Origin of the sequence: Acidovorax sp. LjRoot66, from assembly GCF_964253305.1 — a bacterium.
GTDB lineage: Bacteria > Pseudomonadota > Gammaproteobacteria > Burkholderiales > Burkholderiaceae_C > Acidovorax.
The window spans coordinates 3,863,292-3,877,534 of record NZ_CAXUQU020000001.1 but is presented as its reverse complement, the minus strand read 5'-3'; the positions used below and the strand labels follow the sequence as shown (position 1 = coordinate 3,877,534).

At 66.4% G+C, this 14,243-nt stretch carries 11 protein-coding genes; 7 read left to right on the top strand and 4 right to left on the bottom strand.

Annotated elements, in window-relative coordinates:
* The first annotated feature begins 164 nt into the window (after positions 1 to 164).
* Positions 165 to 1,232, top strand: coding sequence for an AI-2E family transporter (locus ACSQ3Y_RS18325; RefSeq protein ID WP_436178376.1), 1,068 nt, complete (start codon positions 165 to 167; stop codon positions 1,230 to 1,232).
* 31 nt (positions 1,233 to 1,263) lie between these two features.
* Positions 1,264 to 1,749, top strand: coding sequence for a hypothetical protein (locus tag ACSQ3Y_RS18320; protein ID WP_436178375.1), 486 nt, complete (start codon positions 1,264 to 1,266; stop codon positions 1,747 to 1,749).
* A 36-nt stretch (positions 1,750 to 1,785) separates the two neighbouring features.
* Here ACSQ3Y_RS18320 and ACSQ3Y_RS18315 read toward each other — a convergent pair whose 3' ends face one another.
* Genes ACSQ3Y_RS18315 through ACSQ3Y_RS18305 form a run of 3 tightly spaced genes read right to left on the bottom strand, consistent with a single transcriptional unit; the run spans position 1,786 to position 3,478 of the window.
* Positions 1,786 to 2,514, bottom strand: a complete 729-nt coding sequence (locus ACSQ3Y_RS18315) for a pentapeptide repeat-containing protein (RefSeq protein WP_436178374.1) — start codon at positions 2,512 to 2,514, stop codon at positions 1,786 to 1,788.
* Positions 2,515 to 2,550: 36 nt separating this feature from the next.
* On the bottom strand, positions 2,551 to 2,892 hold the full coding sequence (locus ACSQ3Y_RS18310; RefSeq protein WP_179680179.1) for an SMR family transporter: 342 nt from the start codon (positions 2,890 to 2,892) through the stop codon (positions 2,551 to 2,553).
* Positions 2,893 to 2,911: 19 nt separating this feature from the next.
* On the bottom strand, positions 2,912 to 3,478 hold the full coding sequence (locus ACSQ3Y_RS18305) for a TetR/AcrR family transcriptional regulator (protein ID WP_436178373.1): 567 nt from the start codon (positions 3,476 to 3,478) through the stop codon (positions 2,912 to 2,914).
* A gap of 96 nt (positions 3,479 to 3,574) precedes the next feature.
* Here ACSQ3Y_RS18305 and ACSQ3Y_RS18300 point away from each other — a divergent pair, with 96 nt between their 5' ends.
* Positions 3,575 to 3,931, top strand: coding sequence for a hypothetical protein (locus ACSQ3Y_RS18300; protein ID WP_436178372.1), 357 nt, complete (start codon positions 3,575 to 3,577; stop codon positions 3,929 to 3,931).
* A gap of 32 nt (positions 3,932 to 3,963) precedes the next feature.
* Here the strand turns inward: ACSQ3Y_RS18300 and hrpA are convergent, their stop codons facing one another.
* Positions 3,964 to 8,067 (bottom strand): ATP-dependent RNA helicase HrpA, encoded by a 4,104-nt coding sequence (gene hrpA, locus ACSQ3Y_RS18295; RefSeq protein WP_436178371.1) that lies wholly within the window; start codon positions 8,065 to 8,067, stop codon positions 3,964 to 3,966.
* 198 nt (positions 8,068 to 8,265) lie between these two features.
* Between hrpA and ACSQ3Y_RS18290 the strand changes: the two genes are divergently transcribed.
* The 4 genes from ACSQ3Y_RS18290 to argA all read left to right on the top strand — a co-directional run bounded on the left by ACSQ3Y_RS18290 (position 8,266) and on the right by argA (position 14,236).
* Positions 8,266 to 10,149 carry a serine hydrolase domain-containing protein gene (locus ACSQ3Y_RS18290; RefSeq protein WP_436178370.1) on the top strand — a complete coding sequence of 628 codons (1,884 nt, stop codon included), beginning with the start codon at positions 8,266 to 8,268 and terminating at the stop codon, positions 10,147 to 10,149.
* Between the two features lie 316 nt (positions 10,150 to 10,465).
* Entirely contained in the window at positions 10,466 to 10,711 is a 246-nt protein-coding gene (locus ACSQ3Y_RS18285) for a hypothetical protein (RefSeq protein ID WP_057204289.1), read from the top strand.
* Positions 10,712 to 10,723: 12 nt separating this feature from the next.
* Complete coding sequence (locus ACSQ3Y_RS18280; protein WP_436178369.1) at positions 10,724 to 12,799, top strand: AAA family ATPase; 2,076 nt, start codon at positions 10,724 to 10,726, stop codon at positions 12,797 to 12,799.
* A gap of 90 nt (positions 12,800 to 12,889) precedes the next feature.
* Positions 12,890 to 14,236 (top strand): amino-acid N-acetyltransferase, encoded by a 1,347-nt coding sequence (gene argA / locus ACSQ3Y_RS18275; RefSeq protein ID WP_057204284.1) that lies wholly within the window; start codon positions 12,890 to 12,892, stop codon positions 14,234 to 14,236.
* Positions 14,237 to 14,243 lie beyond the last annotated feature (7 nt).

The window sequence follows — 14,243 nt, the reverse complement described above, 5'->3', positions numbered from 1 at the left end:
GGGAAGGGCCTTGGTACGGGCTGCATTGTGCCACTGATCTGCATCAAGCCCAAAAAACGCAGTCCATATGTATTCATGCACCGTGGACATGCAGGGCCCACTGGCACCTCGCGTACATTGCGGGTACACGCGATAGGGCGGGTATACGTTCTCAACAGGTTCCAATGAGCCCCAACACACTCCAAGACAAGACTTTCCTGCTGCTACTGGTGCTGGTCACCGTGGCCTTCGGCGCCATCCTCTGGCAGTTCCACGGTGCGGTGTTCTGGGGCATGGTGCTGGCCATCCTGTTCGCACCGCTGCACCGCAAGGTGCTGCGGCGCCTGCGCCCGCGCACCAACCTGGCCGCGTTGATCACACTGGGGCTGTGCCTGGTGATCGTGATCCTGCCGGTGGCCTTCCTCACCGTCTCGCTGGTCCAGGAGGCCACGGCCATCTACGAGCGCACGCGCACGGGGCAGCTCAACTTCGGCATGTACTTCCAGCAGGTCATCGCTGCCCTGCCCCAGTGGGCCGTGAACCTGCTGGACCGCTTCAACCTGACCTCGGTGGCGCAGCTCCAGGAGCGACTTTCGTCCGTGGCCGTGCAGGCCAGCCAGTTCATCGCCACCCAGGCGGTCAACATCGGCCAGAACACGCTCGAGTTCCTGGTGGGCTTCGGCATCATGCTGTACCTGCTGTTCTTTTTGTTGCGCGATGGCGCCGCCCTGGGCGCCCGCATCGGCCGCGCCATCCCTCTCGAGACCGATCACAAGCGCCAGCTGGTCACCAAGTTCACCACCGTGATCCGCGCCACGGTCAAGGGCAACATCGTGGTCGCCGCTTCGCAGGGTGCCCTGGGCGGGCTGATCTTCTGGATCCTGGGCATCCAGGGCCCCGTGCTCTGGGGCGTGCTCATGGCCTTTCTGTCGCTGCTGCCCGCCGTGGGCGCCGGCCTGATCTGGCTGCCCGTGGCCATCTACTTCCTGGCCACCGGCGCCGTATGGCAAGGCGTGGTGCTGATCGCCTACGGCATCGGCGTCATCGGCCTGGTGGACAACGTCCTGCGCCCCATCCTGGTCGGCAAGGACACCAAGATGCCCGACTACGTGGTGCTGATCTCCACCCTGGGCGGGCTTGGGCTGTTCGGGCTCACGGGCTTCGTCATCGGCCCCGTGATCGCGGCGCTGTTCATGGCGACCTGGGATCTGTTCTCGCCCGAGCCGGACCAGATACACCGCGATCCGAGCTGATCGAAGCCTGCACACCATCTGGGAGCACTCGTTGGCAGCCGCTCGCAACGCAATTTTCCTGATCGCAGGCGCATGGTTTGCTGGCGGCCTTGCATTTGCGCAAGCTCCCGCCTGCAAAGGCCACACGACCTACCAGGGAGGTGCACTGTATTCAGATGGCGGCTCGGTCGAAGTCTGGTTGCAGCGCCCCTGCAAGGAAGGCATCACTACCCTGGCAGTGAAGCGCACCCTGACCGACGAGATCTATCCGCTGACAGTCGATGGACAGGTGCTGCCCAACGGGTCCAAGGAAGAGTCGGCGCAATTGCGGGAGCTCGATGCCATCGTCACCAGGCGCGCAGGGGCGAAAAGCCTCTCCGAGTTCATGAAGGAGCAGCTCGCCACGTTCCTCGAGCTGAGCCCGGAAGACAACTACATGGCTGCATCGGCCCTGATCCAGAGCAGTTGCGGCTCGCTCAAGACATTGGCGAAGAATCCCATGCTTTGCCTCAAATACGCAGTAGGCTCCATCCCCTAAAGCCCGTGCCGGACCGCTGGGCGGGGCCCACTAGGTTCACATCACCCGCACCCCCAGCTCGCTCACCAGCGCCGCCGCCTGGTCCTGCGAGATCACGGCGCCCTTGAAGAACTGCGCCACATTGGCGATGCGCAGCCCCGCCAGGTCCACCGCGCGCAGGTCTGCGCCGTCGAAGCGGGCGTTCTTGAGGTTGGCATCGCGCAGGCTGCCGCCTTCGAACACCGCATCGCGAAAATCGCAGCCGCCCAGGTCGGCGTCACTCATGTCCAACTGGCCAATGGTCTGCTTGCGAAACGACATGCCGCGCAGGTCCGCCCCTACCAGCAGCGAATCGTGAAACGCGAGGCCCAGCGTGTGCGCCTCGCGAAAGCCTGCCCCGGTGAGCTTGACCTCGGCGAACACGGCAGAGCCCAGCTTGCTGCGTGCCCAGCTGGTGTTGTTCAGGTCGCAGCGGTACCAGCGCGCATCGGTCAGGTCCGCCAGGTGGAAGTTGGCCAGCCCGGCCCGGCAGCCCAGCCAGCGGCTGTCGGCGAGGTTCGACTTTTCAAAAGACGCCTCGGCCAGCACGCACTCGGTGAACTGCACCCCGCGCAGCTCCAGCCGCGACAGGTCTGCCCTTTCGAAGTCGCATTGCTCGAAGTGCAGTGGCCCAGGCCCACGCTCCAGCAGGGCCAGCACATCCGTGCGCGACAGGGTCTGGCCCGTGATGGGTGCGACCGCCGGCAATGTGGCGGACGACGAAGAGCAGGCATAGGAGGCGGTCATGGCATCACCAGAAAAATCAGGAAAAAGAAAGCGTGCTCAGTGGCCAACGCTCTTGGAAAACAGGTTCACGACGAGCACCCCGGCAATGATCATGCCCAGGCCGATCACCGCCGGCAGGTCGAGCTTCTGCCCGTAGACCACCCAGCCCACGGCCGAGATCAGCACGATGCCCACGCCCGACCAGATCGCGTAGGCAATGCCGACCGGCAGCGTCTTGAGCGTGAGCGACAGCAGGTAGAACGACAGGCTGTAGGTGACCACCGTGATGGCGCTGGGCCCCAGGCGGGTGAAGCCCTCGGAAGCCTTGAGCGCCGAGGTGCCGATCACCTCGGAGACGATGGCAATGCCAAGCAACAGGTAGGCAGTGGTGAGATTCATGGGTACTCGCTTTTTGAAATCAGTTGCACAGATCAAGCAGGGTTTTGAGGATGCGGGCCTTGCGCGCTTCGTCCATCGGGTACACGTCGAGCATCTGGCTGAACCAGTAGCCGTCTGCCGCCAGGCGGCAGGCCAGCAGGCGGTCGGCCATCTGCGGGTTATCGCCATCCTCCGCAAGGGCGGCCTGCATCGTGGCGCTCCACTGCTCCCGGCAGTGGGGCAAGGTCAGCGCCAGCAGGCCGATGGCGCGCTGGGCCTCCACCCGGTTGCAATCGGTGCCTTCGTCGAACGCCGTGCGGATGTAGGCCCGGGCATGGCGGCCTGGCCGGCCCTCCTCTTCCATGGCCAGCGCCTGGGCATAGCCCTGCTGGAATTCCTCGAACAGCTGGTCGCTCAGCGCATCGAGCAGTGCCTGCTTGCTGCGAAAGTGGTGCTGCAGCCCGCCCTTGGTCACGCCGGCGCGGGCAGACACGGCATCGAGCGTGACCGCATGGGGCCCCTGCTCGACCAACAGCGTGCGCACCACGGCCAGCAACTGGCTGCGCACCAGTTCGGGGTGTTTCTGGCGGCGGTGGGCGTCGGTCATTTCAAAAACAAACCATCTGGATGGAATGTTTAATGTAGCAGGAAAAAATCACTCACGCATGGTAGGTTAGAGGACTCAGACAAAGGGGATCAGCAGATGAGCGCACAAGCCTCGATTGAAAAAATCGGATTGCTTATGTCCAACTTTCAGGAAGTTTTTGAAAATCGTCCGGGTATGTTGGGATCGCCGATTGAGGTCTATTCGATGTTTTTTTACATTGATCGCGTGACATTCATCGTCCAGCATGGCCGCGAAATGGACCCGCTGAGCGAGTCATGGCTGATCTTCATGAATGAAAAGGGTTACACCAAAGGTGCGAACGATTTGGTGCGACGAAAACTGGAACAAATGGGATCGGATTTCTCATATCTGCAGGCTGTCAGGGCTGAGTACACAAGCTGGTTAAAGGCAAAGTTCCCACCAAGCAAGAGTCAGGACAGCTCGTCAAAATAGGTACGTCTGCCTCCGCCGACGCACCAACACACTCAGCTGTTGACCTGCGTCCACAGCTTCTCCAGCCGTTTCACGCTCACCGGCTGCGGCGTGCGCAGTTCCTGCGCAAAGAAGCTCACGCGCAGTTCTTCCAGCAGCCAGCGCAGCTCCTGCATGCGGCTGTCCACCTGGCCCTTGCGTTCGGCTACCAGCCGCCAGTAGCGCTGCTCCTGCGGGCGGACCTCCGCCAGCTTGGCGGCGTCGCGCGCGGGGTCGGCGCGGTATTTGTCCAGGCGCAGGGTGATGGCCTTGAGGTAGCGGGCGTAGTGGGCCAGTTGCGTCCAGGGCGCGATGGCGATGAAGTTCTTGGGCATCAGGCGGGCCAGTTGCTGCTGGGCGTCCTGCGTGGCCTCGGGGGCGTTCTTGGTGTCCTTGATCTTGCGCGAGGCTGCAGCAAACTCGATGAGGATGGTGCTTGCCAGGCGCGCCACCTCGTTGGCGATCAGGGTCAGGCGGCCCCTGCCCTCCTCCAGCCGGCGCTTGAATGCGTACTCGTCGGTGGGCAGCGGGTCAAGCAGGAAGGCGCGGTCCAGCGCCACGTCGATGACCTGGCTGCGCAGCTCCTCCTGGGTGCCGCCGCCGGTGCCGTCGGCGTTGCGGCCCACCTGCATGTAGGCCACGGCCATCTTCTGCAGGTCGGGGATGTTCTTTTCGAGGTACTTGAGCGCGTCCTTGATCTGCAGCGCGAACAGGCGGCGCAGGCCGGCGCGGTGCTTGGCGGCAGCCACCTCGGGCTCGTCGAAGACCTCGATGCTCACGGCGTCGCCGCCATCGATCAGGGCCGGAAAGCCGATCAGCGTCTGCCCGGCCTTGCGGATCTCCATCAGCTCGGGCAGCTCGCCGAAGGTCCAGGCGGTATAGCGCTGGCCGGCCGGTGCAGCAGGTTTGGCGGCCGGCTGGTTGGATGACGGTGCGGATGGGCCCTTGGTGGCACCGGGTTTGGCAGGCGCCGGCGCGGCAGCCGGCGCATCGGCCTGTGCCGCAGCACCACTGGTAGCGGCCAGCTTGAGCCCGGCCAGCGCCTGGAAGGCGCCGCGCGCCTTGGCGCCCCATTCGGCCTTCAAGGCGCCCAGGTTGCGGCCATGGCCGAGCTGGCGGCCGTGCTCGTCCACCACGCGGAAGTTCATGAACAGGTGCGGGCTGAGCATGTCGAGCTTGAAGTCGGCCCGCTTCACATCGAGCGAGGTCTCGTCGCGCACCTGCTTGAGCAGCACGTCGGTCAGGCTGCCCTGGCCAAAGCGCTCGGGCGTGCCCAGCAGGCCAGCCAGTCGCGTGGCGTTCTCGGGCAGCGGCACAAAGCGGCTGCGCGGGCGCTGGTGCAGGCTCTTGAGCAGTGCCTGGATCTTGTCCTTGAGCATGCCGGGCACCAGCCATTCGCAGCGCTCGTCGTTCACCTGGTTGAGCACGAACAGCGGGATGGTCACGGTGATGCCGTCGCGCGCGTCGCCCGGCTCGTGCAGGTAGGTGGCGGCGCAGTCTACGCCGCCCAGGCGCACCGTCTTGGGAAAGGCGTTGCTGGTGATGCCCGCGGCCTCGTGGCGCATGAGCTCCTCGCGCGTGAGCTTGAGCAGCTCGGGCTGCTGGCGCGAGGCCTCGCGGTACCAGGCCTCGAAGCCGTGGCCGCTGCACACGTCGGGCGGCAGCTGCTGGTCGTAGAAGGCGTAGATCAGCTCATCATCCACCAGCACGTCCTGGCGGCGCGACTTGTGCTCCAGCTCCTCCACCTTGGCGATGAGCTTCTGGTTGGCGGCCAGGAAGGGCAGCTTGCTCTCCCAGTTGCCACCCACCAGCGCTTCGCGGATGAAGATCTCGCGCGCCGCATGCGGGTCGATCTTGCCGAAATTGATGCGCCGGCCGTTGTAGACCACCAGGCCGTAGAGCGTGGCGCGCTCGAGCGCCGTAACCTCGGCCGACTTCTTTTCCCAATGCGGGTCGAGCAGTTGCTTCTTGAGCAGGTGGCTGCCCACCTCTTCGAGCCACTGCGGCTCGATGGCGGCGATGCCCCGGCCGAACAGGCGCGTGGTCTCCACCAGTTCGGCCGCCACGATCCAGCGGCCGGGCTTCTTGGCCAGGTGGGCGCCCGGGTGCTTGTAGAACTTGATGCCGCGCGCGCCCAGGTACCAGTCTTCCTCTTCGCTGCGCGCGCCGATGTTGCCCAAAAGGCCCGCCAACATCGACAGGTGCAGTTGCTCGTAGCTTGCGGGCTGGCTGTTGATGGCCCACTTGTGCTCGGCCACCACCGTGAGCAACTGGGTATGGATGTCGCGCCACTCGCGCAGGCGGCGGATGCTGATGAAGTTCTGGCGCAGCAACTGCTCGTACTGGCGGTTGCTCAGCTTGTGCGTGGGCGCAGGCGCCTCGGCACTGGCCACGGCGGGCGCTGGCGCTGCAGCGGCCACCATGCGCTGCGCTACAGGCAAAAAGGCCTGCGAGGGCGCACGCTGGTTGGCCATGGCCTTTTGCGCGCGGGCCGACGGCAAGGTGGGCGCACCGCCCCGGGCCTCGTTGATCCACTTCCACAGCTTGAGGTAGCCGCTGAACTCGCTCTTTTCGTCGTCGAACTTGGCGTGGGCCTGGTCGGCCTGTTGCTGCGCCTCCAGGGGGCGGTCGCGCACATCCTGCACGCTCAGGGCGCTGGCGATCACCAGCACCTCGTCCAGCGCCTTGCGGTCGCGTGCCTCCAGGATCATGCGGCCCACGCGCGGGTCGAGCGGCAGGCGCGACAGCTCCACGCCCATGGGCGTGAGCTCGTTGGCCTCGTCCACCGCGCCCAGCTCGCCCAGCAGCTGGTAGCCGTCGGCAATGGCGCGGCCCGAGGGCGCCTCGATGAAGGGGAACTGCACCACGTCACCCAGGTGCAGCGACTTCATGCGCAGAATGACGCCGGCCAGCGAGCTGCGCAGGATTTCCGGGTCGGTGAAGCGCGGGCGGGCGTTGAAGTCCGCCTCGTCGTACAGGCGTATGCAGATGCCGTTGGCCACCCGGCCGCAACGGCCGGCGCGCTGGTTGGCCGCCGCCTGGCTGATGGGCTCCACCAGCAGTTGCTCCACCTTGCTGCGAAAGCTGTAGCGCTTGACGCGGGCCGTGCCCGCATCGATCACGTAGCGGATGCCGGGCACCGTGAGCGAGGTCTCGGCCACATTGGTGGCCAGCACCAGGCGGCGGCCGGTATGGCCGTCGAAAATGCGGTCCTGCTCGGCCTGCGACAGGCGGGCGAACAAGGGCAGCACCTCGGCGTTGCGCATCACCGGCTGGTGGGCCAGGTGCTTGCGCAGGTGGTCGGCGGCCTCGCGGATCTCGCGCTCGCCGGGCAGAAAGATCAGGATGTCACCGGCCGCATTGCCCTGCCAGAGTTCATCCACGCCATCGGCAATGGCTTCATTGAGGCCGTAGTCGCGCGTGTCCTCGAAGGGCCGCCAGCGCTGCTCTACCGGAAAGGTGCGCCCCGATACATAGATGATGGGCGCCGGCCCCTTGGCCGACTCGAAGTGCTTGGCAAACCGGTCCGCATCGATGGTGGCCGAGGTCACCACCACCTTCAGGTCCGGCCGGCGCGGCAGGATCTGGCGGATGTAGCCCAGCAGGAAGTCGATGTTCAGGCTGCGCTCGTGCGCCTCGTCGATGATGATGGTGTCGTAGGCCTTGAGCAGCGGGTCGGTCTGCGTCTCGGCCAGCAAGATGCCGTCCGTCATGAGCTTGACCGAGGCGTCGCGCGAGAGCCGGTCCTGAAAGCGCACCTTGAAGCCCACCACGTCGCCTAGCGGCGTCTTGAGCTCTTCGGCGATGCGCTTGGCCACACTGCTGGCCGCAATGCGGCGCGGCTGGGTGTGGCCGATCATCTGGCCCTTGTGCCCTGCCGGCGCATTGCACTTGCCCCGGCCCAGGGCCAGCGCGATCTTGGGCAGCTGCGTGGTCTTGCCCGAACCGGTTTCGCCGCAGACGATGACGACCTGGTGCTGGCGGATGGCCGCCATGATCTCCTCGCGCTTGCCCGAGACGGGCAGGGATTCGGGGAACTCGATGTGCAGCTTGGCGGGGGGCCTGGCAGGCGCGACGGGCTGGGCGGGCTGGGAAAGGGGAAGCGTGGAGTCGGTCATGAAGCCCGCATTATCCGAGGCTGGGCGTTGGCCTTGTGCAACAACGGCCATGCGCGAGCGGCCAGGGGGCACGCGGCCGCCCCATAGGGTCGAATTTTCGGTGCGCAACAACGGTCGGAGCAGGCGATTTTCAGGATGTAATCACCCCATTACCACCCGGCAATGTCGTCACGCTGCGCGCACCCCAGAATATCCCGAATGCCCCCGCAGACATCTGCTTCCAAGCCTCCCCTGGACGAACGCCTCCCCACCCCATCGCGCCGCGACTGGCTGGCATGGACCGGCACGGCGGCCCTTGCCCCCTGGCTGCCCGGTTGCGGTGGCAGCGGCGCCCCCGCGCCCAACCTGGATGCCACCATGGCCTGGGGCCGCCGCCAGATCCGCCAAGCCATGCAGGCCAGTGACACACGGGCCGCCTCGATTGCGGTGATGTACGGTGACCGCATCGTCTGGCAGGAGGCCTTCGGGGTGCTGCGCGATACCTCTGCCAACCCAGCCACCCCGGCCGCCCCCGCCACGCCGGAAACCCGGTTCAACGTAGGCTCGGTCAGCAAGGTGGTCGCGGCGCTGGCCGTCATGATCCTCGCGGACCGCCAGCTGGTGCAGCTCGATGCCCCGGTGGTGCGCTACCTGCCGCAGTTCAGCATGCTGTCACCCGGCTACCGCGACATCACGGTGCGGCATTTGCTCAGCCACGCCTCGGGCCTGCCCGGCACCTACCTGCACAACATGTTCGCGTTTGCCCCGATTCCAGGGTATGCGGCCGGGGTGGAGGCCGCGCTGGCCGACATGCACCTCAAACACGCCCCCGGGGCCATGGCGGTCTACTGCAACGATGGCTTCACGCTGATCGAGCGCATCGTGCAGGCCGTCACGGGCCAGAGCTACCCCGCGTTCGTGCAGTCGGCCATCCTCACGCCGCTCAGCATGGGCCGCTCGGGCTTCACGCTGCGGCCCCTGCCCGAAGGCAGCTTCGCGCCGGGCTACATCGGTCAGGCCCGGCAAGGCCAGGAGTTCGTGATGGGCTACGCCACGAGCGGGCTGTGCACCACGCCCGGCGACATGATGCGGCTTGCCGCACTGCTGATACAGGGTGGCGAGCAGGATGGCCAGCGCGTGGTCTCGAAGGCCGGCGTGGCGGAGATGGGCCGCGACCAGAACCAGGGCATGCGCATCGACCTCGCCCCCGACTGGCACTGGGGCCTGGGCTGGGACAGCACGCAGCAGCCGGGCCTGGACGCCGCCGGCGTGCGGGCCTGGCAAAAGAGCGGCAGCACGGTGTTCTGCGCAAGCGACTTCTACGTGCTGCCCCAGGCCGGCATGGCCTTGCTGCTCACGGGCAACGCACCGGGCTTTCGCCCCGGCCCCATCGCCGAAGGCATCTTGCTGCGGGCCCTGCAGGAGACAGGCCATCTGCAGGCCCTGCCTGCCAAGGTCAGCACCACCGTGCCTTCGGTGGCCACGTCATCCACCACCGACGTCGATGCCGTGCTTGGCATCTATGGGCGTGCGTCCAAGCCGTTGAAGGTGGTTTCGCCCGACAGCCAGCAGATCGATATCTCGGTGTGGTCCGCAGCGCTCAAGGACTGGGAGCCGCTGTGCGAGGGCCTGCGCCTGCGCAGCGATGGCTGGTGGTGGGCGGATGCCAAGCCCGGCACGCACTACCGCTGGGAAGAGGCCGATGGCCGCCGCTACCTGCTGTCGCGCGAGCCGGCCCGCGCCGGGCACTACTGGGTTACCACGCCGATGGCACAGCAGATGCCCCGCGCGAGCGCCCCGCTGCCCGCCGCCTGGGCCGACCGCCTGGACACCACCTGGATCCAGGCCAACGAAGCGCCGGAATCGATCCTGCTGGCAGCCGGCAGCATGGCCACCGCCACCCTGAGGGAGTTGCCCGAGCTGCGCGGCTACCTGTTCTGGGATGACCGCCAGTTCCTGCTCCCCCTGTCGGCAGACCGCGCCGGCATGGCGGTGCAGGTGCCGCTGCACGAAGGCCGCGACCTGGTCGAACTGGTCGTACGAACGCAGGACCAGCAGGAGTGGCTGCACGCTGCGGGCTGGGTCTATCGCCAGGGCGATTGACCGGCGCACGCCGTCACTGTTCCTTTCACGCGACAGTCAGCGTTTTTTGCAACGCCCCCGGCTTGCCACACGCTGCGCGGCTCGCCACAATTGCGCCTTCTTTCCGCAACGCTTGGCCATGTCGGCCACCGCTGAAAGCCCTGGAGGTCACCGCTATGTTTGTTCCCTTGTTCGCTCCTGCCTGACCACAGTCCACCGCCCCGGCTGGACTGTGCATTCACGAGTCCAGCCACGGCAAACAAGCGCACCTTGCACCCAGTGCAGCGCTCCACAAGCCCTGGCTACCTTGCCGGGGTTTTTTGTTTGTGGAGTGCATATGAGTGCCCAAAAATTGTCCCGCGCCTACGCCCAGGGTGAAATCAAAAAGCTGCGCCGCATGAAGCAGCCCCTGGTGCTGAAGCTCGAACCCTCGGGCCCGCCCCGAAACCCTGTGGCCACCGCGCTGGCCCGGCGCAGCCTGTCCAGCGCGGCAGGCAAGCACATACGCAGCCGCGGGGCCCAGCGCCGCGCGGACAACGTCGCCCTGCGCAAGGCGACCCAAGGCAAGCTACAGAACGATTGATTGATTGACGACATGAATCCATTCACCAACGACGTGCCGCCGCACCTGCGGCACCCCCTGCACCCCACCGTGGCCCTGGCCGTGGGCGGGGTGCCCACCACCGCAGCGCAGGCAGCGCCGGCCCCCGTGCATGCGCATGGGGGCCCTGCCCCTGCGGGCGCCGTGACTGCAGCCGAGTTGGCCGTGCGCCAGCAGGCGCTGGCCCAGGCGGCCGCGCAGCTCAAGGCCGAGCTCTTCGGCATCGACGACGTGATCGACCGCGTGATTGATGCCGTGCGCGCCTGGTATGTGCTGCCCCAGCTCATCAGCCGCCCGGTCATCGTCTGCCTGTGGGGCCTCACGGGCACCGGCAAGACGCAGCTCACGCGGCGCCTGGCGCAGCTGCTGGGCTTTTATGACCGCTTCGTGGAAGTGCAGATGGACGGCTTCAGCCATGGCGCCAGCTACCGCAGCTCCACCATCTCGGGCATGCTGGGCGACTCGGGCATCCACGAAGGCGCACCGGGCGTGCTGGTGCTCGACGAGTTCCAGCGCTTTCGCACCATGGACCGCAAGGGCGAGGACGTGAAGGTCGAGCGCTACCAGGACGTGTGGACGCTGCTCTCCGACGGGCGCCTGCCGCCTGCGCTGAGCGCGCTGTCCAACATCGAGCGCAAGCTGGCCGATGCCCACTACGAGGCCGAGCGCGCCGAAACCGACGATGACGCGCGTGCGGGCAAGGCCCCCTACCGCTTCCAGCTCGACGCCTGGGACGGGCAGGAGCTCAAGCGCATGCTCAAGCTGCAGGAGCCGCTGGCCGAGATCATGCAGTGGCCGCCCGCCAAAGTGCAGGCGCTGTTCACGCGCTTTCAGCAGTCGCACCACTCCTGGGAGACCGACTACAGCAAGCTGCTGGTCTTCGTCTGCGGCAACCTCGACGAGATGTACCACGAGACCGCCCAGCGCGTGGAGGATTGCGATACCGACGCAGACATCTTCCACCGCCTCACGCGCAAGCTGTCGCTGATCGACGTGAAGAAGGCCCTGGGCGAACGCTTCAAGCCCGAGCAGATAGCGCGCCTGGGCAACGAGCATGTGATCTACCCCTCGTTCAGCAAGGCGACCTACGAGCAGCTCATCCGCAACCTGTGCACGCGCTATGTGGACGACATCGCTGCGCAGTGCGGCGTGCGCTTTGCCATCGGGCAGGACGTGCTCGATGAGCTGTATGCCAATGCCGTCTTTCCGGCGCAGGGCACGCGGCCGCTGTTCTCGTCGGTGCACGCCATCCTGAGCGCCAACCTGGTCAACGCGGCGCTGTGGGTCATGCAGGAGCAATTGCCGCTGGGGCAGGAATTCCCCATCAGCCTCGCGCCTGGCAAGCGCCACCTGCTGGTGCAGGGCCTGGGTCCGCAGGGGCCGGCAGAAACTACCTTCCCGGTGGTGCTGGAATTGAACCGCCTCAAGCAGCGCGCCAACGCCGACTTTCGCGCTTTGCTGGCGGTGCACGAGGCCGGCCACGGCCTGGCGTACTGCGTGCTGTTCGGCCATGCCCCGCAGGAGGTGAAGATCAACATCGCCTCGTTCGAGGGCGGGTACAACAGCTTCTCCAGCCTGAAAGCCACCACCCGCCAGAACGCGCTGGACATGATGTGCGTGGGCCTGGCCGGCCGCGTGGCCGAAGAGCTGGTGTTCGGCGAAATGGCCTGCACCACCGGCGCCGAGCAGGACTACAAGCAGGTGACGGCCGAGGCCGCGCGCTACATCCGCCACCACGGCTTCGGTGCGCGCCTGGCCCGCACCGACGTGACGGTGGAGATGGACAACCACGTCAACACCGACGTGGCCCCAAGCAACGAGGCCATCGAGGCGCTGATGCAGCAGCAGTACCGGCGCGCCCAGGAGCTGCTGCAGACCCACCGCGAGGCCCTGGGCCGCACGGTGGACGCGCTGCTGCACCAGGGCACCATCGCCCCGGTGGAGATGGTCGCTTTGCTTAAGGACTGCGGCATCGCGCTGGCAGCCCCGGTGCAGGGTGGCCTGCCGGACGAAGGGCTGGTGCTGGAGCCGTTTGCGGCCAAACTGGGCGCGTTCCGCCAGGCTGTGTGAACCGGCCCGCAGCGCGGGGCGGGGTACGCCCTTATGATGCCGGCCTGCCAACGCATTCTTATTATTCGGTCGCCCCACCCCTCGCTGCCCATGTCCGCCGTTTTCAATTTCACCTTCGTCCCCTGGTTCCGCTCGGTGGCGCCCTACATCCACAAGTTTCGCAACCAGACCTTCGTGATCGGGCTGACGGGTGAAGGCATCGCGGCCGGCAAGCTGCACAACATTGCCCAGGATCTGGCGCTGATCCAGGCCATGGGTGTGAAGATCGTGCTGGTGCACGGCTTTCGCCCGCAGGTCAACGAGCAACTGGCGGCCAAGGGGCATGAGGCCAAATACTCGCACGGCATCCGCATCACCGACTCGGTGGCGCTCGACTGCGCGCAGGAGGCCGCCGGCCAGCTGCGCTACGAAATCGAAGCCGCCTTCAGCCAGGGCCTGCCCAACACGCCCATGGCCGGCGCCACGGTGCGCGTGATCTCGGGCAACTTCCTCACGGCACGGCCCGTGGGCATCATGGACGGGGTGGACTTTCAGCACTCGGGCCTGGTGCGCAAGGTCGACGTGGCCGGCATCCAGCGAACGCTGGACATGGGCGCGCTGGTGCTGCTCTCGCCGTTCGGCTTCTCGCCCACCGGCGAGGCCTTCAACCTGAGCATGGAAGAAGTCGCCACCAGCGTGGCCATCGAGCTGCGCGCCGACAAACTGATCTTTCTGACCGAGGTGCCCGGCATCCGCATGCTGCCCGGCGAGCCCGAGGGCGATGACAACCCCATCGACACCGAGCTGCCGCTGGCCGCAGCCCAGGCCCTGCTGGCCACGCTGCCCACCGCACAGCAGCCCACCGACACCGGCTTTTACCTGCAGCACTGCGTGAAGGCCTGCAAGGCCGGCGTGGAGCGCAGCCACATTCTGCCGTTTGCGGTGGATGGCTCGCTGCTGCTGGAGGTGTACGTGCACGACGGCATCGGCACCATGGTGATCGATGAAAAGCTCGAGGAACTGCGCGAGGCCACCATCGACGACGTGGGCGGCATCCTGCAGCTGATCGAGCCGTTCGAGAAGGACGGCACCCTGGTCAAGCGCGACCGCACCGAGATCGAGCGCGACATCTCCGCCTACACCATCATCGACCACGACGGCGTGATCTTCGGCTGCGCGGCGCTCTACCCCTACCCCGAGGCCAAGACGGCCGAGATGGCCGCCGTCACCGTGTCGCCGCAAAGCCAGGGCACGGGCGACGGCGAAAAGCTGCTCAAGCGCATCGAGCAGCGCGCCCGCGCTGCGGGCCTGGACAGCATTTTCGTGCTGACCACGCGCACCATGCACTGGTTCATCAAGCGCGGCTTTCAGCCCGCCGACCCCGACTGGCTGCCCGAGGCGCGCAAGCGCAAGTACAACTGGGACCGGCGCAGCCAGGTGCTGGTCAAGAAGCTCTGACGAATTT

What these genes read in the sequence shown, in the direction of transcription:
- argA (WP_057204284.1), top strand. Translation starts at nt 12,890, where the DNA reads ATGTCCGCCGTTTTCAATTTCACCTTCGTCCCCTGGTTCCGCTCGGTG.
- ACSQ3Y_RS18280 (WP_436178369.1), top strand. Translation starts at nt 10,724, where the DNA reads ATGAATCCATTCACCAACGACGTGCCGCCGCACCTGCGGCACCCCCTG.
- ACSQ3Y_RS18305 (WP_436178373.1), bottom strand. Translation starts at nt 3,478, where the DNA reads ATGACCGACGCCCACCGCCGCCAGAAACACCCCGAACTGGTGCGCAGC.
- ACSQ3Y_RS18315 (WP_436178374.1), bottom strand. Translation starts at nt 2,514, where the DNA reads ATGACCGCCTCCTATGCCTGCTCTTCGTCGTCCGCCACATTGCCGGCG.
- ACSQ3Y_RS18325 (WP_436178376.1), top strand. Translation starts at nt 165, where the DNA reads ATGAGCCCCAACACACTCCAAGACAAGACTTTCCTGCTGCTACTGGTG.
- hrpA (WP_436178371.1), bottom strand. Translation starts at nt 8,067, where the DNA reads ATGACCGACTCCACGCTTCCCCTTTCCCAGCCCGCCCAGCCCGTCGCG.
- ACSQ3Y_RS18290 (WP_436178370.1), top strand. Translation starts at nt 8,266, where the DNA reads ATGCCCCCGCAGACATCTGCTTCCAAGCCTCCCCTGGACGAACGCCTC.
- ACSQ3Y_RS18310 (WP_179680179.1), bottom strand. Translation starts at nt 2,892, where the DNA reads ATGAATCTCACCACTGCCTACCTGTTGCTTGGCATTGCCATCGTCTCC.
- ACSQ3Y_RS18300 (WP_436178372.1), top strand. Translation starts at nt 3,575, where the DNA reads ATGAGCGCACAAGCCTCGATTGAAAAAATCGGATTGCTTATGTCCAAC.
- ACSQ3Y_RS18285 (WP_057204289.1), top strand. Translation starts at nt 10,466, where the DNA reads ATGAGTGCCCAAAAATTGTCCCGCGCCTACGCCCAGGGTGAAATCAAA.